The 19,168-nt window shown below is 72.1% G+C and carries 15 protein-coding genes and 1 pseudogene; 12 read left to right on the forward strand and 4 right to left on the reverse strand.

What is annotated here, in order from left to right:
• The 3 genes from dnaE to ACTHJJ_RS07000 form a co-directional block, all read left to right on the forward strand.
• The coding region (dnaE, locus tag ACTHJJ_RS06990) for a DNA polymerase III subunit alpha (protein ID WP_440302219.1) at positions 1 to 1,885 on the forward strand (1,885 nt) is incomplete at its 5' end.
• A 47-nt stretch (positions 1,886 to 1,932) separates the two neighbouring features.
• Positions 1,933 to 3,078: a winged helix DNA-binding domain-containing protein gene (locus tag ACTHJJ_RS06995; RefSeq protein ID WP_440302220.1), complete on the forward strand. Its 1,146-nt coding sequence runs from the start codon at positions 1,933 to 1,935 to the stop codon at positions 3,076 to 3,078.
• Between the two features lies 1 nt (position 3,079).
• A complete protein-coding gene (locus ACTHJJ_RS07000) occupies positions 3,080 to 4,009 on the forward strand; it encodes a pseudouridine synthase (protein ID WP_440302221.1) in 930 nt (309 codons plus the stop codon).
• Positions 4,010 to 4,030: 21 nt separating this feature from the next.
• Here ACTHJJ_RS07000 and ACTHJJ_RS07005 read toward each other — a convergent pair whose 3' ends face one another.
• The 4 genes and pseudogenes from ACTHJJ_RS07005 to ACTHJJ_RS07020 all read right to left on the reverse strand — a co-directional run bounded on the left by ACTHJJ_RS07005 (position 4,031) and on the right by ACTHJJ_RS07020 (position 8,872).
• A complete protein-coding gene (locus tag ACTHJJ_RS07005) occupies positions 4,031 to 5,011 on the reverse strand; it encodes an NADPH:quinone reductase (protein WP_440302222.1) in 981 nt (326 codons plus the stop codon).
• Positions 5,012 to 5,046: 35 nt separating this feature from the next.
• A complete protein-coding gene (locus ACTHJJ_RS07010; protein WP_440302223.1) occupies positions 5,047 to 6,510 on the reverse strand; it encodes a purine-cytosine permease family protein in 1,464 nt (487 codons plus the stop codon).
• A 154-nt stretch (positions 6,511 to 6,664) separates the two neighbouring features.
• Complete coding sequence (locus ACTHJJ_RS07015; protein ID WP_440302224.1) at positions 6,665 to 7,969, reverse strand: arginine deiminase; 1,305 nt, start codon at positions 7,967 to 7,969, stop codon at positions 6,665 to 6,667.
• A gap of 118 nt (positions 7,970 to 8,087) precedes the next feature.
• A pseudogene (locus tag ACTHJJ_RS07020) lies at positions 8,088 to 8,872 on the reverse strand (purine-nucleoside phosphorylase).
• 49 nt (positions 8,873 to 8,921) lie between these two features.
• Here ACTHJJ_RS07020 and ACTHJJ_RS07025 point away from each other — a divergent pair.
• From ACTHJJ_RS07025 to ACTHJJ_RS07065, 9 genes are all read left to right on the forward strand, one after another.
• Positions 8,922 to 11,042 carry a S9 family peptidase gene (locus ACTHJJ_RS07025; protein ID WP_440302225.1) on the forward strand — a complete coding sequence of 707 codons (2,121 nt, stop codon included), beginning with the start codon at positions 8,922 to 8,924 and terminating at the stop codon, positions 11,040 to 11,042.
• A 44-nt stretch (positions 11,043 to 11,086) separates the two neighbouring features.
• Positions 11,087 to 12,514 (forward strand): histidinol dehydrogenase, encoded by a 1,428-nt coding sequence (gene hisD / locus ACTHJJ_RS07030; protein ID WP_440302226.1) that lies wholly within the window; start codon positions 11,087 to 11,089, stop codon positions 12,512 to 12,514.
• Positions 12,511 to 13,635 carry a histidinol-phosphate transaminase gene (locus ACTHJJ_RS07035; RefSeq protein WP_440302227.1) on the forward strand — a complete coding sequence of 375 codons (1,125 nt, stop codon included), beginning with the start codon at positions 12,511 to 12,513 and terminating at the stop codon, positions 13,633 to 13,635. Before hisD ends, ACTHJJ_RS07035 begins: the two co-directional genes overlap by 4 nt.
• A 74-nt stretch (positions 13,636 to 13,709) precedes the next feature.
• Positions 13,710 to 14,309 carry an imidazoleglycerol-phosphate dehydratase HisB gene (gene hisB, locus ACTHJJ_RS07040; protein WP_440302228.1) on the forward strand — a complete coding sequence of 200 codons (600 nt, stop codon included), beginning with the start codon at positions 13,710 to 13,712 and terminating at the stop codon, positions 14,307 to 14,309.
• A gap of 1 nt (position 14,310) precedes the next feature.
• The gene (gene hisH / locus ACTHJJ_RS07045) at positions 14,311 to 14,961 is read left to right on the forward strand and encodes an imidazole glycerol phosphate synthase subunit HisH (protein ID WP_440302229.1); all 651 of its coding nucleotides are present in this window, start codon (positions 14,311 to 14,313) and stop codon (positions 14,959 to 14,961) included.
• A 39-nt stretch (positions 14,962 to 15,000) separates the two neighbouring features.
• Positions 15,001 to 15,744: a bifunctional 1-(5-phosphoribosyl)-5-((5-phosphoribosylamino)methylideneamino)imidazole-4-carboxamide isomerase/phosphoribosylanthranilate isomerase PriA gene (gene priA / locus ACTHJJ_RS07050; RefSeq protein ID WP_440302230.1), complete on the forward strand. Its 744-nt coding sequence runs from the start codon at positions 15,001 to 15,003 to the stop codon at positions 15,742 to 15,744.
• Complete coding sequence (locus ACTHJJ_RS07055; RefSeq protein WP_440302231.1) at positions 15,741 to 16,547, forward strand: SseB family protein; 807 nt, start codon at positions 15,741 to 15,743, stop codon at positions 16,545 to 16,547. The genes priA and ACTHJJ_RS07055 overlap by 4 nt, the downstream gene beginning before the upstream one ends.
• Before the next feature lie 94 nt (positions 16,548 to 16,641).
• Positions 16,642 to 17,907, forward strand: a complete 1,266-nt coding sequence (locus ACTHJJ_RS07060; protein WP_440302232.1) for a DUF445 domain-containing protein — start codon at positions 16,642 to 16,644, stop codon at positions 17,905 to 17,907.
• Positions 17,908 to 18,160: 253 nt separating this feature from the next.
• The gene (locus ACTHJJ_RS07065; RefSeq protein WP_440302233.1) at positions 18,161 to 19,159 is read left to right on the forward strand and encodes an NADP-dependent oxidoreductase; all 999 of its coding nucleotides are present in this window, start codon (positions 18,161 to 18,163) and stop codon (positions 19,157 to 19,159) included.
• Positions 19,160 to 19,168: the final 9 nt, after the last annotated feature.

Raw genomic sequence — 19,168 nt, forward strand, 5'->3', positions numbered from 1 at the left:
CATCACGCAGTTCGACTACCCGAGCTGTGAGTCGCTCGGCCTGGTCAAGATGGACTTCCTCGGCCTGCGCAACCTCACGATCCTCGACGACGCGATCGAGAACATCAAGGCCAACCGCGGCGAGGACATCGACCTCGACGCGCTGTCCAAGGACATGACCGACCGGGCGACCTACGAGCTGCTCGGCCGCGGTGACACCCTCGGCGTCTTCCAGCTCGACGGCGGCGGCATGCGCTCCCTGCTCCGGCTCATGCAGCCGGACAACTTCGAGGACATCTCCGCGGCCCTCGCGCTCTACCGGCCCGGCCCGATGGGCGTCAACGCGCACACCAACTTCGCACTGCGCAAGAACGGCAAGCAGGAGCTCATCCCGCTCGACCCGCAGCTGAAGGGCAAGCTCCAGCCCGAGATGGTCTCCGCGCTCGAGCCGATCCTGGGGACGACCTACGGCCTGGTGATCTACCAGGAGCAGGTCATGGAGATCGCGCAGAAGCTCGCGGGCTACACCCTCGGCAACGCCGACCTGCTCCGCCGCGCCATGGGCAAGAAGAAGAAGGAGGTCCTCGACGCCGAGTACGTCCCCTTCTCGGAGGGCATGAAGGCGAACGGCTTCAACGAGGCCTCCATCGCGGCCCTGTGGGGCGTGCTCGTCCCCTTCTCCGACTACGCGTTCAACAAGGCGCACACCGCCGCCTACGGCGTCGTCTCCTACTGGACGGGCTACCTCAAGGCGAACTACCCCGCCGAGTACATGGCCGCGCTCCTGACGAGCGTGCGCGACGACAAGGACAAGTCGGCGCTCTACCTCAACGAGTGCCGGCACATGGGCATCAAGGTCCTGCCGCCCGACGTCAACGAGTCGGTCGCCAACTTCGCAGCGGTCGGCACTGACATCCGCTTCGGCCTCGCCGCGATCCGCAATGTCGGCCTGCCCGTCGTGGAGGCCATCATCAGGACCCGCGAGGAGAAGGGCGCCTTCGGCTCCTTCAAGGACTTCCTCGCCAAGGTGCCCGCCGTCGTGTGCAACAAGCGCACCATCGAGTCGCTCATCAAGGGCGGCGCCTTCGACTCCCTCGGCGAGAGCCGGCGGGGCATGGTCGAGGTCCACGAGCGCTACATCGACGCCCTCGTCGAGGTGAAGCGGCAGGAGGCGATCGGCCAGGACAGCCTCTTCGGCTCCTTCGGGGATGACAGCGCAGCCGGCGGGGCGGACGCCTTCGACGGGCTGCCCCCCGTCCCGCCGCTGGAGTGGGACAAGTCGACGCTGCTCTCCTTCGAGCGCGAGATGCTCGGCCTGTACGTCTCGGACCACCCGCTCTTCGGCATCGAGCACATCCTGGCCGCGCACGCGGACACCCCGATCGCCTCGCTCGTCGGCGACGAGGGCAAGCCTGACGGCACCAACGTCACCGTCGCCGGGCTCATCACCAGCCTCCAGCTCAAGCGGACCAAGAAGGGCGACCTCTGGGCCATCGCGACCGTCGAGGACCTCGACGGCGCCATCGAGTGCCTCTTCTTCCCCTCCGCCTACATGACCTACTCGACGATGCTCGCCCAGGACACCGTCTGCGCCGTCAAGGGCCGGGTCAGCTCGCGCGACGACTCGATCTCGATCTTCGCCCAGGAGCTGGCCATCCCCGACATCAAGGAGGGGCCGCGCGGTCCCGTCGTCCTCACGATGCCCCTGGGCCAGGTCAACCAGGCCCGCGCCGAGCGGCTCAAGGAGATCCTCCGCGAGCACCCGGGTGCCACCGAGGTCCACCTCAAGCTGACCCAGCCGGGCCGCTCGGTCCTCATGTCGCTCGACGACTCCCTCCGCGTCAACGCGACGTCCGCGCTCTTCGGTGACCTCAAGGCGCAGTTCGGCGCCGCGGTCCTCGGCTGAGGCCGGCCGGTATGCCGCTCACCGCCCTCCCGGCCGATTCGTCCCTCGTGGCTAGGTGGCGTCGCGAGCGGCTCGCCGGTCTCGGCATCGACCCGGCGCTCGGCACGCTGGAAGGGCCGTCGTCGGCAGGCGACCTGCTCCGCCGCGTCGGGGCGCTGCAGGCCCAGGACTACGGCAGTGGCGCCTGGTCCGTCGGACTGCGGACGGGGCTCACCGCGGCCGAGGTCGAGCAGGCCGTCGTGGCACGCGAGATCGTGCGGACCTGGCCGATGCGCGGCACCCTGCACTGGGTCGCGGCCGAGGACGCCCGCTGGATGTGCGAGCTGCTCGCCGGCAAGGTCCTCGGCTCGGTGGGCCGCCGGTTCGACGAGCTCGGTCTCACCGAGACGGACGTGAAGCGCTCCCGGGAGGTGCTCGAGGAGCACCTCACCGAGCCGCGGAGCCGCCCCGACGTCGTCGACCTGCTCGCCGCGCACGGCATCGACCCCGCCGGGCAGCGCGCCTACCACCTCGTCGGCTACCACTGCATGACCGGACTGCTCTGCCAGGGGCCGCTCATCGGCCGGCAGCCGAGCTTCGTGCTCCTTGACGCATGGGTCCCCTTCTCGCGCAAGCCGGCCCGTGAGGAGGGGCTGGCGATCATCGCCGACCGATACCTCCGCAGCCACGGCCCGGTCACCGAGCGGGACCTCGCGGGATGGGTATCCCACGGGCTCGGGCTGGCGCGCGAGGCGCTCGCCCTGCTCGGCGACCGCGTCGAGCGGCACGAGGTCGACGGCGAGGTCTGGCTCCGGCACGCCGAGGCGGCCGGCGCCGCGGTCGAGGCCGAGGGCCTTGCTCCCCGGGCAGGCGGGTCGCCCGACGCCCCCGCACCGAGCAGCCCGCGCGTCCACCTGCTGCCGCAGTGGGACGAGTTCCTCCTCGGCTACAAGACCCGCGACGTCGTGCTGCCCCCCGAGCACGTCGTCAAGGTCGTGCCCGGCCGCAACATGGTCTTCCGCCCGACGGTCGTCGTCGACGGGGAGGTCGCCGGGGTGTGGCGCCGCACGACGGCCGGCAGGCGGGCGGCCGTCGAGGTCGAGCTGTTCCGGGGACGGGCCACGGCGCGCCTGCGCCGGGCGCTGGAAGCGAGCACCGCGGCATACGGACGCTTCCTGGGGCAGGAGACCGACCTGCGCGTCGGGGGCAGCTGACGTGGCCCGCGGCGCGATCCCCGCGTCGCCGCTGCCGCCGCGGCACGGCGTCGACGCGCAGCGCATCCGGATGCCGCAGGGCGGGCCCTGGGTGACGCTCCGGGACCACCTCGTCGAGCGTCTCGCGACCGGGCTCTCGCCGGACGAGGTGGACCGCAAGCTGCGGGCGGGCGAGTTCGTCGACGTGTCAGGGGCCGCCGTGCCGGCGGACGCACCGTTCGTGCCCCGGTCGGTGGTGTGGACGCATCGCGACCTGCCGGAGGAGGTGCCGGTGCCCTTCGAGATCGACGTGCTGCACCAGGACGAGCGGCTGGTGGTCATCGACAAGCCGCACTTCCTCGCGACGATGCCCCGCGGCCGCCACGTCGTGCAGAGTGCACTGGCCCGGGCTCGCGTGCTGACCGGCCTTCCCCGGCTGACACCCGCTCACCGGCTCGACCGGCCCACCGCCGGGGTGCTCATGCTGACGACCGAGCAGCGGTGGCGCGGCGCCTACCAGGGCGTCTTCGCCGCCGGTGAGGTCCACAAGGAGTATCTCGCCGTCGCCCCGGTCCGCGACGACCTCGACCTGCCGCTCGTCCGGCGCACCCACGTCGCGAAGGAGCACGGCGTGCACCAGGCCCGCGAGGTGCCGCACGCGCCACCCAACGCCGAGACCCTCGTCGAGCTCGTCGAGCGACGGGACGGCCTGGGGCTCTACCGGCTCACGCCGCGCACCGGGCGCACCCACCAGCTGCGGTGCCAGCTGGACGGCCTCGGCATCCCGATCGTGAACGACCCGCTCTATCCCGTCGACCGGGAGGCCGCCGACGACGACTTCTCGCGGCCCCTCCAGCTGCTCTCGGCCGTCCTCGAGTTCGACGACCCGGTCGACGGCCGGCGGCGCCGGTTCGAGAGCCGACGTCAGCTCGGCACGTGGCCGGTCCCGTGAGGAGCAGCCCGGCGACGCCGGTCAGCCCATGACGCGCAGGACGAGCCGGCCCGCCCCCGCTTCGCCGGACTCCATCCGGGCATGGGCCGCGGCCGCCTCCCCGAGGGCCAACACCAGCGGGGGCCGGACCTTCAGGCCCCCGCCCGCCGCAGCGGCGTTGATCGCCCTGGCCGCCTCGCCGAGGTCGGCGACGGACGCGTTCGAGATGACGAAGCCCAGCAGCGAGGCGTCCTTGACGTAGAGCTGGCCCAGGGTGAAGGCGGCCTCGGCGGTCATGCCCGCGACGACGACGAGCCGGCCACCGAGCGCGAGGCGGCCCAGCGGCATACCGAGCCCACCTCGGGCCGAGTTGTCCCACCACACGTCGATGCCGTCCGGAGCCGCGGCCGCGACCGCCTCGGACAGGTCCGGGTCGCCGTGGTCGATGACGACGTCGGCGCCGCACTCCCGCGCCCATTCCATCGAGTGCTCGCTCGTCAGCGCGATGACACGCGCGCCCGCGCGGGCCCCCAGCTGGACGACGGCGCTGCCGACCGCGCCGCCGGCGCCCATGACGACGAGCGTCTCGCCGAGCCGGAGCCGCGCGTGCCGGAACAGACCCAGGTAGGCGGTCGCGGCCGGGTGGACGAGCGCGGCGAGCTCGACCGGATCTGCCTGCGCCGGCAGGGGATAGAGCCGTTCGGCCGGAACCGCGACGAGCTCGCTGGACGAGCCCTGCCGGCCGCCGTGACCCATGCTGTTGCACCACACGGGCTGGCCCGGCTCGAAGCCCACGACGCCCGGCCCGACGTCGACGACGGTGCCGACGAGGTCGCGACCGATGACGAACGGGAACGGCGTCGGGGTCCGGTACCCGCCCGAGCGGACGAACGTGTCGACATGGTTGACCGACGCGTGACCGACGCGCACGAGCACGTCGCCCCGCCCGCGCACCGGGTCGGGCAGCTCCCCGACCTCGATGACCTGCGGCCCGCCGAGCCGGGTGATGTATGCCGCTCGCATCGTCGTGCTCCTCGTCCGGGCCGCGCTCGGGACCGTCAGCGGCGGCCCTCCTGCCGGGCGACCGTTCCGCGTCGCAGCACGAGCGTGACGACGAACGCGAGGACGAGCGCCACGATGACGCCGAGGTTGGCGTAGGCCCACGTGCCGTCCTTGCCGCCCAGCCCGAGCGGGCCGAGCAGGAAGCCCTGCCAGTTGTTCCACGACGCGTCCTCGGCGAAGAGGTTGATGACGAGGCCCCAGCCGAGGACCGACGTGACAACCATCGTGATGATGGAGGTCCAGTCGAAGGCGCCGTAGCGGCCGCGCGGGTCGAAGAGCGCGTCGTCGTCGTAGTCGCGCTTGCGCAGCACGAGGTCGGCGATCATGATCCCGGCCCACGCCGCGAGCGGGACACCCAGCGTGATGAGGAAGCTCTGGAACGGGCCGAGGAAGCTCTCGGCGAAGAAGACCACCCAGATCGTGCCGAGCGTGAGGATGACGCCGTCGACGAAGGCCGCCGTCGGGCGGGGGATCCGCACACCGAGCGAGAGCAGCGTCAGACCCGACGAGTAGATGCCGAGCACCGCGCCGGAGACGAGCGCGAGGATCGCCGAGACGAGGACCGGCAGCAGGAACCACGTCGGCAGGATCGTGCCGAGGGTGCCGATCGGGTCGTTCGCGATGCCCTCCGAGAGCTTCGGGTCCGAGCCGGCGAGCGTGAGGCCGTAGATCACGAGCAGGGTCGGCGCGATGGCGCCGCCGAACGTGTTCCACCCGACGATGGCGCCGCCCCGGGCGTCGCGCCGCTGGTAGCGCGACCAGTCGGCCGCGATGTTGATCCAGCCCAGCCCGAAGCCGGTCATCACCATGACGAGCGCGCCGATGACGGCCTGGAACGGCCCAGGCTTGACCGCCGCCACCGTGCTCCAGTTCACGTGGCTCAGGGTCAGGGCGACGTAGACGATCGTCGCGATGCCGGTGACCCATGTGAGCACCGACTGCAGCCGCATGATGATGTGGTAGCCCGCGACGGAGGCGCTCACGATCAGCGCGGCGACGACGACCATCGCGACGATCTTCGTCGTCGTGCCGCCACCCCAGCCGAGCTGGCGGAAGATCGTGGCGGTCGCGAGGGTCGCCATGATCGCGAGGAAGGTCTCCCACCCGATGGACACGAGCCAGCTGACGACGCCCGGCAGCTTCTGCCCCGTCACGCCGAACGCCGCGCGCGAGGTGATCATGGTCGGCGCCGACCCCCGCTTGCCGGCGATCGCGATGATCCCGCACAGGGCGAACGAGATGACGACGCCGATCACGGTGACGAGGACCGACTGCCAGAAGGAGATGCCGAAGCCCAGGACGTAGGAGCCGTAGCTGATCCCGAAGACGGACACGTTGGCCGCGAACCAGGGCCAGAAGAGGTCGCGCGGACGCGCGGTGCGTTCGGACTCGTCGATGATCTCGATGCCGGTCGTCTCGACCCCGAGACGTCTGGTCTCGGTGAGGGTGCGGGTGCTCATGGGGGTCATCCTTGCGTACGTGGTGCCGTCCGGGGCGCAACCTCACGTATGCCGATTCGGCCGGCCCCCGCTCCGCGGCCCGGTCCCGCTCCACCGCCTCCCCGTTTGAGGTATTCCGGTGGCCGATGCGCCCACCGGAATACCTCAGACCGGTTCAGTAGGTGACCGCGTCGCGGATCAGGGGGCAGGTCATGCACCGGCCGCCGCCTCGGCCCCGGCCGAGCTCGGCACCGGAGATCGTGATGACCTCGATGCCGGCGGAGCGCAGGTTGGCGTTCGTCTCGGTGTTGCGGTCGTAGCCGATGACGACCCCGGGCTCGAGGGCGATGACGTTGTTGCCGCTGTCCCACTGCTGGCGCTCCGCCTCGAAGACGTCCCCACCGGTCTCGACGACCCGCAGCCCGGGCAGGCCGAGCGCCTTGGCGACGACGTCGGTGAAGGCCGCGCCGTCCTCGTCGACGACGTCGATGCCGCCCGGCCCGTCGCCGGGGCGCAGGGTGAACGGGTGGACCGCGTCGACGATCCGCGGGTAGAGCGTCACGACATCGCGGTCCGCGAAGGTGAAGACCGTGTCGAGGTGCATCGCCGAGCGCATCCGGGGCAGACCCGCGACGACGACCTGCTCGGCGGCGCCGGCCGCGAAGAGTGCCGACGCGACCTGGGTGATCGCCTGGTGCGAGGTGCGCTCGCTCATCCCCATGAGGACGACACCGCCGCCGACGGGCATGATGTCGCCGCCCTCGAACGTCGCGTTGTCAAAGTCCTGCTCCGGGTCGCCCCACCAGATGCGCGAGCCGACGAAGCCGGGGTGGAAGGAGTAGACCGCCTTCATCAGCAGCGTCTCGTCGTGCCGGGCCGGCCAGTGCAGCGGGTTGAGGGTGACACCCTCGTAGAGCCAGCACGTCGTGTCGCGGGTGTAGAGCGTGTTGGGCAGCGGCGGCATGAGGTACTCGCGCGGCCCCACGGACTGGGCGACGAGCGGCAGCTGGTCCGGCCGGTGGCCCGGGGGCAGGTCGTGGACCGCGAGACCACCGATCAGGTACTCCGCGAGCCGGTCGTCGGGCAGCGACTCGAGGAACTCGCGGGTCGCGTCGACCAGCCCGAGACCGACGGCGTTGGCGGTGATCTTCCGGTCGAGCAGCCACGCCTTGGCGCCCGGCTGGGCCATCGTCTCGGCGAGGACGTCGTGCAGCTCGAGCACGTCGACCCGGTGGCCGGTGAGGGCCCCCACGAACTCCTCGTGGTCCCGCTCCGCCTGGTCGACCCACATCACGTCGTCGAAGAGGAGGTCGTCGTTGTTCGACGGTGTCAGCCGGCGGTGGGCGAGGCCGGGCCGGCACACGAGGACCTTGCGCAGCCGTCCCACCTCCGAGTGGACCCCGTGGCTCGCGCTGGGTCGGGTGGCCGCGGGGTCGCCGCTGCCAGGCTGCTCCGCCGGGGTTGCCGGGTCGGTCGTCATCACGTGCCTCTCTGCTGGATGATCCGAGTCTGCCGCACGACCGGCGGTTCGATGTCAGTGGTGAGCGGTCAACTCGCCGGCGCACCGGTGAGCTCGCCCCGAACACCGCGTTCGGGGGTCAGGCGCGGAGGATGACCTCCGCGAGGAGCGGCCCGAGCCGCTTGGCGGTGCGCTCCGCGACGGCGACGACCTCGGACGGGTCGATCCCGGCTGGCTGCCCCTCGATCGCCGTCACGGTCGAGAGCCCGAGCAGCTCGATGCCGAGCTCGCGGGCGGCGATCGCCTCGAGCACGGTCGACATGCCGAGCAGGTCCCCACCGATTCGTCTGATCCACTCCGCCTCGGCCCAGTCTCGTAGTGGGGACCGCGCAGCATCGCGTAGACCCCTTCGTCGAGCGAGGGGTCGAGCTCACGTGCCAGCGCACGCAACCGCGGCGACCACGCGTCGGTGAGGTCGACGAACCGGGGCCCCGCGAGGGGCGAGGCGCCGGTGAGGTTGAGGTGATCGGCGACCAGCACGGCCTCGCCGACCTCCCAGTCGTCCCGGAGCGACCCGTTGGCGTTCGTCAGGACCGCCGTCCGCACGCCCGCTGCCGCCGCGACGCGCACCGCATGGACGACCGGGCCCGGCCCGTGCCCCTCGTAGAGGTGGGTCCGGCCCGACGCGACGAGCGTCGGGACCCCGCCCACCTCGACCGAGGCGATGGTGCCGGCATGCCCTTCCGCGACCGGGGCGAGGAAGCCGGGCAGGTCGGTCACCGGAAGGACGACGTCCGGCTCGCCGAGCGCGTCCGCGGCCGGGCCCCAGCCCGAGCCGAGCACGACGAGGACCGCGTGCGAGTCCCGCCCCGTGCGCTCCGCAAGGACGGCAGCGGCCGCTCGCGCAGCGGCATACGGGTCCATCCGGTCGGTCACCTCGTCAGGCTAGCGGGCACCTGCCTACGATGCCCGGATGCAGCAGCCCCCCATCGCCCGCCGGGAGCCGACGCTCCGGGAGCGCCACGGCGACGTCTTCGAGGACCCCTACGCCTGGATGGCGAACCGTGACGACCCCGACCTGCTCGCGTACCTCGAGGCCGAGAACGAATGGGCCGCGGAGCACACGGAGCACGTCCAGCCGCTCGCCGACACGATCTACGAGGAGTTCCGCTCCCGGATCAAGGAGACGGACCTCAGTGTGCCGGTCCGCCACGACCGCTGGTGGTACTACTCGCGGACGATCGAGGGGGAGCAGTACCCGGTGGACGGCCGCGTCCTGCTGACCGACCACCCCGAACGCCCGTCGCTCGAGGGCGACGCACCTCCGCCGGGTGAGGAGGTGCTCCTCGACCAGAACGCCGCGGCCACAGGCCACGACTTCTTCGCCGTCGGGGCGAGCGAGGTCACGCACGCCGGGGACGTGCTCGCGTATGCCGCTGACCTGGCGGGCGACGAACGCTACGACGTGCGCGTGGTGCGGATCGCGACGGGCGAGGTCCTCGACGAGGCCGTCCGGAAGACCGGCGGAGCGCTCGCCTGGTCGCTGGACGCGCGGCACCTCTTCTACACGCGCGTCGACGAGGCATGGCGCCCCTACCAGGTGTGGCGACACGAGGTCGGCACGGCGCAGGAGGCCGACGTCCTCGTCCACGAGGAGACCGACGAGCGGTTCTTCGTCGGTGTCGGCGCGTCCCGCGACGACCGACACATCATCATCGCCATCGGCTCGAAGACGACCAACGAGTACCGTATCCTCGACGCCGCCGACCCACTCGGCACGCCCCGCGTCGTGGCGGAGCGTCGGCAGGGCGTCGAGTACGACATCGAGCCGGTCGGGGAGCACCTGCTCGTCGTGCACAACGCGACCAGGACCAACTTCGAGCTCGCCATCGCCCCCATCACCTGCGCGAGCCACGAGGAGTGGGTCCCGCTCGACCTGACGACCGAGGACGAGTACATCACGGGGGTCGACGGGTTCGAGGACTTCATCGCGATCTCGCTGCGACGCGAGGGCGGCACGGCGGTGCGGATCGTCGAGCGGTCCGCGAGCTCGTCTGCTCCGGCCGGGCTGGGGGAGGCGCACGACGTCGAGGTCGGCGAGCCGCTCCACACGATCCGCGTCGGGGCCAACGCCGAGACGGCGACCCGCACGCTCCAGCTCGTCTGGGAGTCGCTCGTCACGCCGCGCACCGTCATCGACTACGACGTGCCGACCCGCACCAGCACCGTCCTCAAGCAACAGGAGGTCCTCGGGGGACACGACCCCGCGGACTACGTCCAGCGCCGCGAGTGGGCCACGGCATCGGACGGCACCCGGGTGCCGGTCTCGCTCGTGCACCACAAGGACACCCGGCTCGACGGGACGGCCCCGGCGCTGCTCAACGGCTACGGCGCCTACGGGATCCCGAGCGACCCGTGGTTCTCGGTGCTGCGCCTCTCGCTGCTCCAGCGCGGCTGGGTCTTCGCGATCGCGCACATCCGTGGCGGCTCCGAGATGGGCCGCAGCTGGTACGACCAGGGCAAGCTCGAGCACAAGGGCAACACCTTCAGCGACTTCGTCGCCTGCGCCGACCATCTCATCAGCAGCGGCATCGTGGCCCCCGACCGCCTTGCCGCAGAAGGCGGTTCGGCCGGTGGCTTGCTCATGGGAGCCGTCGTCAACCAGGCCCCCGACCGGTTCCGCTTCGTCCATGCATCGGTCCCGTTCGTCGACGCGCTGACCACGATCCTCGACCCGTCCCTGCCGCTCTCGGTCATCGAGTGGGAGGAGTGGGGCAACCCGGTCGAGGATGCGGCGGCATACGCCCTGATGAAGTCCTACGCGCCCTACGAGAACGTCACCGGCAAGCCGCACCCGGCGCTGCTCGTGACCACGAGCCTGCAGGACACAAGGGTCTACGTCACCGAGCCGGCCAAGTGGGTGGCAGCGCTGCGGTGGGCCGACCGCGACAGGCCCGACGCGGAGCCGATCCTGTTCCGCACCGAGATCGCCGCCGGGCACGGCGGACAGTCGGGGCGCTACGACCAGTGGCGCCAGTGGGCCTGGGAGACCGCGGTCCTGCTCGACGTCGTGACGCCCCTCGCGCGGGAGTGAGACGCGGCGACCGCCCCAGCGGCCGCTTTCCTAGAATTGACGCCATGATGTCCACCCTCGACCTGCGCGGGCGCGCGCTCGACGTGCGCTTCCTGCGACAGGCCCTGCCCCGTGCCGAGTTCGACGTCACGGCCGCCCTCGAGCAGGTGCGGCCGATCTGCGAGGACGTCGAGCATCGGGGGGCCGAGGCGTTGCGTGACCTCGGGGAGCGCTTCGACGGGGTGCGACCGGCCCACCTGCGGGTGCCGGCCGAGGTGCTGCAGGCAGCCCTGGACCAGCTCGACGCCGACCTGCGGGCCGCGCTCGAGGAGTCGATCCGCCGCGCCCGGCTCGTCCACGCCGACCAGTGCCGCACCGACACCACGACCCGCGTCGTCCCGGGCGGCACCGTCACGGAGAGATGGGTGCCCGTCGACCGGGTCGGGCTCTACGTCCCCGGTGGCCTCGCGGTCTACCCGAGCAGCGTCGTGATGAACGTCGTGCCGGCCCAGCTGGCCGAGGTCGGCTCCATCGCCGTGACGTCGCCGCCGCAGCGCGACAACACCGGCATCTTCACCGGCTACCCCAACCCGACGATCCTCGCGACGTGCGCCCTGCTCGGCGTCGACGAGGTCTACGCCGTCGGCGGCGCCCAGGCCGTCGCGATGTTCGCGTACGGCTTCACCGAGGAGGTCGGCGCAGAGACCACGAGCTGCGAGCCGGTCTCGATGGTGACAGGCCCGGGCAACATCTGGGTCGTCGCGGCCAAGCGCCTCCTCAAGGGGCTCATCGGCATCGATGCCGAGGCCGGCCCGACCGAGATCGCGATCCTCGCCGATGACAGCGCCGACCCCGAGCTCGTCGCGGCCGACCTCATCAGCCAGGCGGAGCACGACCCGCTCGCCGCCTCCGTCCTCGTCACCGACAGTGAGGCGCTCGCCGCCGCGACGCAGGAGGCGCTGGCCCGACGCGTGCCGGCGACCAAGCACACCGAGCGCGTCGCCACCGCCCTCGCCGGGACCCAGTCGCGCATCGTCCTCGTCGACGACGTCGACGCCGGCCTCGCCGTCGTCAACGCGTATGCCGCCGAGCACCTCGAGATCCAGACGCGCGACGCGAGCGCGGTGGCCGCCCGCGTGCGGAACGCCGGCGCGGTCTTCGTCGGCGACTTCGCCCCAGTCAGCCTCGGCGACTACGCCGCCGGCTCGAACCACGTGCTGCCCACGGCGGGGTGCGCCTGCCACTCCAGCGGGCTGTCGGTCCAGTCGTTCCTCCGGGGCATCCACGTCGTCGACTACGACGAGGCGGCCCTGCGCGACGTCGCCCACCACGTCGTCACGCTCGCGCAGGCCGAGGACCTGCCGGCGCACGGCGAGGCCGTGACGGCTCGTTTTGAGAGCGCCGAGCCGAGTGAGGAAACGAGCGAGGAACGAGCGAGGCCCGGAGCGAGGGACAGAGGCGCGACAGTAGGCACTGACGAGGTGCCACGGTGACGGGCGCCGCCACCGAGATCGCCCGGCTGATCCGTCCCGACCTGCGCGGCAGGTCGCCGTACGGCGCGCCCCAGCTCGACGTGCCGGTCCGGCTCAACACCAACGAGAACTCCTACCCCGTCCCCGAGGCCATCGTGCGCGCCGTCCTGGCCGCCCTCGAGGACGACGTGAGGAACCTCAACCGCTACCCCGACCGGGACTTCACCGACCTGCGCGAGGCCCTCACCACCTACCTCGAGAAGCAGTCCGGCGTCACGGTCATGCCCGAGCAGGTCTGGGCCGGCAACGGGTCCAACGAGGTCCTCTCGCACCTCGTCCAGGCCTTCGGCGGCCATGGGCGCACGGCACTCGGCTTCACCCCGAGCTACTCGATGCACCCGATCATCACCGAGACGCTCGGCACGGCGTGGGCGGACGGGTTGCGCGAGTCCGGCACGTTCGAGCTGACCGCCGAGAAGGCGGCCGAGCAGGCCCGGGCCCACCACCCGTCGATCGTCTTCCTCTGCTCACCGAACAACCCGACCGGCACGGCGCTGCCCTTCGAGGTGATCGGTGCCGTCCTCGAGGCCGCGCCCGACGCGGTCGTCGTCGTCGACGAGGCGTACGCCGAGTTCGCCCGGCCCGGGACGAGGAGCGCCCTGACGCTGCTGCCCGGCAACCCTCGACTCGTCGTGACCCGGACGATGAGCAAGGCGTTCGCCTTCGCAGGGGGGCGGCTCGGCTACCTCGTCGCGGCGCCGGAGCTGGTCGACGCGCTGCGGCTCGTCCGGCTGCCCTACCACCTCTCCACGCCGACCCAGACGATCGCCCGCGTCGCACTCGAGCACGCCGACCTGCTCCTCGCCACGGTCGAGGCGATCAAGGGCGAGCGTGACCGGATCGTCGACGGCCTCGCCGGGATGGGCCTGACGCCCGTCCCGAGCGACTCGAACTTCGTGCTCTTCGGCGGCCTCACCGACGCCCAGGCGACGTGGCACGCGCTGCTCGAGGCCGGGGTCCTCGTGCGCGACGTCGGGATCGCGCACCACCTACGCGTCACCGCCGGCACGCCGCAGGAGACGAGCGCCTTCCTCGAGGCGATGGCCCGCCTCGCTGGGACTCATCGACAGGAGAACACATGAGCACCGACCGACGTGAGGACACGAGCGAGGAACGAGCGAGGCCCGGAGCGGAGGGCAGAGGCGAGGCAACGGGCATGAGCCGCACGGCCACGATCAGCCGCACGACGAGCGAGTCCTCGATCGAGCTCACCCTCGACCTCGACGGCACGGGTCAGTCCGACATCTCGACCGGCGTGCCGTTCTACGACCACATGCTCGCCTCGCTCGCGAAGCACTCGCTCATCGACCTCACCGTCAAGGCGACCGGCGACATCGACGTGGACGTCCACCACACCGTCGAGGACACCGCCATCGTGCTCGGCCAGGCCCTGCGCCAGGCCCTCGGTGACAAGTCAGGGATCTCGCGCTTCGGCGACGCCACCGTCCCGCTCGACGAGGCGCTCTGCCAGGCGGTCGTCGACGTGGCCGGGCGACCCTACGTCGCCCACGAGGGCGAGCCGGAGGGGCAGCAGTACGTCCTCATCGGGGGCCACTTCACCGGGTCCATGACCCGGCACGTCTTCGAGTCGTTCGCCTACAACGCCGGGCTGTGCCTGCACGTCCGGGTGCTCGCGGGCCGCGACCCGCACCACATCGTCGAGGCCCAGTTCAAGGCCGTCGCACGGGCGCTCCGGGCTGCCGTCGCGCCCGATCCGCGAGTGCACGGGATCCCGAGCGCCAAGGGTGCCCTCTGACATGACCCTTCCAGCCCCGCGGGTCGTCGTCCTCGACTACGGCAGCGGCAATGTCCGCTCCGCCGTGCGCGCGCTCGAACGCGTCGGCGCCGCCGTCGAGCTGACGGCCGAGCCCCACGCGGCGCTCGAGTGCGACGGCCTGTTCGTGCCGGGCGTGGGCAACTTCCATGCCTGCATGGCAGGGCTCGCCGCGGTGCTCGGCCCGCGCATCATCGAGCGCCGTGTCGCCGGTGGCCGTCCCGTCCTCGGCGTCTGCGTCGGCATGCAGGTGATGTTCGACGGCTCGAGCGAGCCCTCCGACACACCGCGGGAGGGGCTCGGGGAGTGGCCGGGGACGGTCGAGCGCCTGCCCGCCGAGATCGTCCCGCACATGGGGTGGAGCGAGGTCGAGGCCGGTCCCGGCTCCCGCCTCTTCAAGGGCGTCGAGCAGGAGCGCTTCTACTTCGTCCACTCGTATGCCGTGCAGTCCTGGACCCTCGACGCGACCGGCGCCTTCGCCGTGGTGGCGCCGACGGTGACGTGGGCCGAGCACGGCGCGCGGTTCGTCGCCGCCGTCGAGAACGGGCCCCTCAGCGCCACCCAGTTCCATCCCGAGAAGTCCGGCGACGCGGGCCTGCAGCTCCTCGAGAACTGGGTCGCCGGCCTCCGGTGAGCCGCACCCCCGATCCTGAAGCGAGAAGGAGATCACCCCATGACTGACCTGCCCCGCCTCGAGCTGCTCCCGGCCGTCGACGTCTCGGAGGGGCGAGCGGTCCAGCTCGTCCAGGGCGTCGCCGGCAGCGGCGGCGAGTTCGGCGACCCGTGGGAGGCTGCCAAGGCCTGGCAGGACCAGGGGGCCGAGTGGCTGCACCTCGTCGACCTCGACGCGGCCTTCGGCCGGGGCAGCAACCGTGATGTGATCGACTCGATCGTCCGCCGGCTCGACATCAAGGTCGAGCTCTCCGGCGGCATCCGCGACGCGGCCTCGCTCGACGCCGCGCTCGCGACGGGGTGCCGACGGGTCAACATCGGCACGGCCGCGCTCGAAGACCCCGAGTGGACCGCATCCATCGTCGCCGAGCACGGCGACCGCGTCGCGATCGGGCTCGATGTGCGGGGCACCACGCTGGCCGCGCGCGGCTGGACCCGCGACGGGGGCGACCTCTGGGAGACCCTCGAGCGCCTCGACGCGGAGGGCTGCGCCCGCTACGTCGTGACCGACGTCAACAAGGACGGGATGCTCCAGGGGCCCAACGTCGCGCTGCTCAAGGAGGTGTGCACCCGGACGGACCGACCGGTCGTCGCCTCGGGCGGGGTCTCGACGCTCGACGACATCCGTGCGCTCCGTGGGCTCGTCGGTGACGGTGTCGAGGGCGCGATCGTCGGCTCGGCCCTCTACCGAGGCGGCTTCACCCTGCCGGAGGCCCTCGACGTCGCGGGGCGACCGGGATCATGACGGACCGTGCCCGTGGGCCGGCCGACGGCGAGTTCGCGCACGTCGACGCCGACGGCCGCCCCGCGGACTCGGCCGGCCAGGCGTGGTCCGGCAAGACGATCCCGACGCACGGCTTCGCGGGGGACACGGGGGAGGCCCAGCCCGGGCTCGTCGCCGCGCTGCGCGCCCTGCAGGGCGGCCCGGCTCCGGAGACCGAGGCGGCGGCCATGCGCCGCATCGCCGGCGCCCGGTGGCTGGTGCCGGTCGTCGCCGTCGCCACCGAGGTGACCGAGAGCGACGGGCTCGTCTCCGACACGAGGAGCGACATGGCGACCGTGACGCTCACGTCACCGGACGGGTCCCGGGCGCTGCCGATGTTCTCCTCACTCGCCTCGCTCGCCGAGTGGGACCCGGCGGCGCGGCCGGTCGCCGTGCCCGCGGCCTCGGCCGCGCAGGCGGCCGTCAGCGAGGGCTGTGACGTGCTCGTCGTCGACGTCGCCTCGGCCCATGCCGTCGTGCTGCGCTCGAGCATGCTCTGGGCCCTGGCCCAGCAGCGCGAGTGGCGGCCGAGCCACCTCGACACCCACGTCGCGACCGCTGTCGGCCGGGCCTGCGCGGAGGAGCCGGACGTCCAGGGGCACCGGCTCGAGGCGGGCGCGCCCGCCGGTGGTGGCGTGCTGCGGGTCGTCCTCGGGCTCCGGACCGGGCTCGGGGCGGACGACGTCAGCGCCATCGCGACCCGGATCGGGGAGCGGATTGCGAGCGACGGGGAAACGCGTGCGAGGATCGACGCGCTGACCTTTGCTCTCGAGGCCGCCGACTGACCACACTCCTGACGAGCGCCGGCTGGCCGAATGGGCACAGGGCAGGAAGCGCCCCGGACCGGTGGCCGGGGTGAACAGTGACGAGGAGGTGCCCGTGAGCGGACCGCTTGGCCTCATGGTGGACCCGGCCCTGGACGCGCAGCGACGACACGACCTGCGGCGGATGCGGATGGTCGCTACCAGCCTGTTGGTCCTCGCGGCCATCGTCTACGTCGTGACCCGGGGACGGGAGCAGGGCATCCTCGGCTTCGTCAACGCGGGAGCGGAGGCGTCCATGGTCGGCGCCTGCGCGGACTGGTTCGCGGTCACCGCGCTCTTCCGGCACCCCCTGGGCCTCCCCATCCCGCACACGGCCCTCATCCCGCGGAAGAAGGAGATGATCGGTCGAAGCCTCGAGGAGTTCGTCACCGAGAACTTCATGCGCGAGGACATCATCCGCGACCGTGTCCTCGACGCCCAGCCGACCCAGCGGCTCGCCGAGTGGGCGAGCGACGCGCGACACGCGAAGCGACTCGTCGACGAGGTCGCGACCGTCACCGCCCACGCACTGCAGCGCATCCCCGACGCGGACGTCCAGGCCGTGATCGAGCAGGCCGTGCTGCCCCGCCTCAAGCGTGAGCCGATCAGCGCCCTCGCCGGGGGGCTGCTCGACCAGGTGGTCCGCGACGACGCGCACCGCGGGCTCGTCGACCTCACCCTCGACGAGGGGCGGGGGTGGCTCGTCGACAACGAGGATCTCTTCGAGTCACTCATCATCCAGCGGGCCCCCGTGTGGGTCCCGGCGGCCGTCAACGACCTCGTGGCCCGCCGGATCCACACCGAGGCGCTCAAGTGGCTCGCCGACATCCGGGCCGATCCGCACCACTCCGTCCGGATCGCCCTCGACAAGCTGCTGACCGACCTTGCCGACAACCTCCAGCACGATGCCGTCACGCAAGAGAAGGCCGAGCGGCTCAAGGAGCGCCTGCTGTCGCACCCCCAGGTCTCGGCGACGGCGATGTCGCTCTGGGTGTCGTTCCGTGGGGTGGCGATCTCCGCCCTCGAGGACCCGGACGGGCCGGTCCGGGCCCGCGGCGTGCGTGAGGTGCTCGCGCTCTCGGAACGGCTCCTGGCCGACCGCGACCTGCGCGACCGCTTCGACGCGCGGATCTGCGACGCGGCGGTGTACGCCGTCGACCGCTACGGCACCGAGCTGACCCGGGTCATCAGCCACACCATCGAGCGCTGGGACGGCAAGGAGACCGCCGACCGGGTCGAGCTCCAGGTCGGGCGCGACCTGCAGTTCATCCGCATCAACGGCACGCTGGTCGGTGGCCTCATCGGCATGCTCATCCACGCCATCTCCCTCTTCATCCCGTGACAGGTCGTATCTCGCTCCGCGGCGCCCCCGGAGCGTGGGCTTCCGGCGCACCGTGAGCCGGACCGCGGCGAGGAGCGTGGGCGCGGTGCCCCTGCCCGGGCTCGGGGACCGGCCCCCGGCCGCGTAGGCGATGCCGATGATGACGAGGGCCTGCACGACCCCAGTGACCACAAACGTCGCTCGTCGGGGCGCGTGGCCGGCCGCGTACCGTGGGAGCGAGCCCGGGTCCGACGATGGAGCAGAAGAGGTGGACATGGACGCACGTGAGGTGGTGCTGCGGTCGCGGCCGGTGGGGTGGCCTGAGCCGTCCGACTTCGAGCTGGTCGAGCGGGAGCTGCCGCCCTTGGAGGACGGGCAGCTGCTCGTCCGCAACGTCGTCATGTCCGTCGACCCGTACATGCGTGGCCGGATGAGCGACGCGAAGTCCTATGCAGCGCCCTACGCCCTCGACGAGCCGATGCTCGGCGGCGCCGTGGGCGTGATCGAGCAGTCCCGCGGCGCGGGGTTCGAGCCGGGACAGCACGTGCTGCACGGTCTCGGTTGGCGCGACCTCGCCGTCGTCGACGCGCGGTCGGCCAGAATCGTCGACACGACGGCCGCGCCGGCATCGGCCTACCTGGGGGTGCTCGGGATGACGGGCCTCACGGCATACGCCGGGCTGACCCGCATCGCGAACCTGACAGACGGCGACATCGTCTTCGTCTCCGGTGCGGCCGGAGCGGTCGGTGGGGTCGCGGGCCAGGTCGCGAGGGCCCTGGGCGCCTCCCGCGTGATAGGCAGCGCCGGATCGGACGAGAAGGTGGCCTACGTCCGGGACGAGCTCGGCTTCGACGCCGCCTTCAACTACCACGACGGCAAGGTGAGCCGCCTGCTGCGCGAGGCGGCGCCGGACGGGATCGACGTCTACTTCGACAACGTCGGGGGCGAGCACCTCGAGGCGGCGATCGGGTCTCTCCGGCTGCACGGGCGGATCGCGATCTGCGGTGCGATCTCGGCCTACAACGCCACCGAGCCGGCCTCGGGGCCCAAGAACCTGGCGCGCCTCATCCAGACCCGCGGCCGGATCCAGGGCTTTCTCGTGGGGGACCACCAGGACCTCGCTGGGGAGTACTGGAGGCGCGCCGCCGGCTGGCTCGCCGACGGGTCCCTCACGTCACGGGAGACGTTCGTCGACGGCCTCGACCACGCCGTGGACGCCTTCCTGGGCCTGCTCCACGGCGAGAACATCGGCAAGATGCTCGTCCGCGTCTGACCCCCCGGC

The sequence above is a fragment of the Intrasporangium sp. genome (assembly GCF_051961875.1).
Lineage (GTDB): Bacteria > Actinomycetota > Actinomycetes > Actinomycetales > Dermatophilaceae > Intrasporangium_A.

Excerpts from the sequence above, each read along its gene's own strand:
- priA (WP_440302230.1), top strand. The coding sequence starts at position 15,001 with ATGACTGACCTGCCCCGCCTCGAGCTGCTCCCGGCCGTCGACGTCTCG.
- ACTHJJ_RS07025 (WP_440302225.1), top strand. The coding sequence starts at position 8,922 with ATGCAGCAGCCCCCCATCGCCCGCCGGGAGCCGACGCTCCGGGAGCGC.
- hisH (WP_440302229.1), top strand. The coding sequence starts at position 14,311 with ATGACCCTTCCAGCCCCGCGGGTCGTCGTCCTCGACTACGGCAGCGGC.
- ACTHJJ_RS07055 (WP_440302231.1), top strand. The coding sequence starts at position 15,741 with ATGACGGACCGTGCCCGTGGGCCGGCCGACGGCGAGTTCGCGCACGTC.
- ACTHJJ_RS07010 (WP_440302223.1), bottom strand. The coding sequence starts at position 6,510 with ATGAGCACCCGCACCCTCACCGAGACCAGACGTCTCGGGGTCGAGACG.
- hisB (WP_440302228.1), top strand. The coding sequence starts at position 13,710 with ATGAGCCGCACGGCCACGATCAGCCGCACGACGAGCGAGTCCTCGATC.
- ACTHJJ_RS07005 (WP_440302222.1), bottom strand. The coding sequence starts at position 5,011 with ATGCGAGCGGCATACATCACCCGGCTCGGCGGGCCGCAGGTCATCGAG.
- ACTHJJ_RS07065 (WP_440302233.1), top strand. The coding sequence starts at position 18,161 with ATGGACGCACGTGAGGTGGTGCTGCGGTCGCGGCCGGTGGGGTGGCCT.
- ACTHJJ_RS07015 (WP_440302224.1), bottom strand. The coding sequence starts at position 7,969 with ATGACGACCGACCCGGCAACCCCGGCGGAGCAGCCTGGCAGCGGCGAC.
- hisD (WP_440302226.1), top strand. The coding sequence starts at position 11,087 with ATGATGTCCACCCTCGACCTGCGCGGGCGCGCGCTCGACGTGCGCTTC.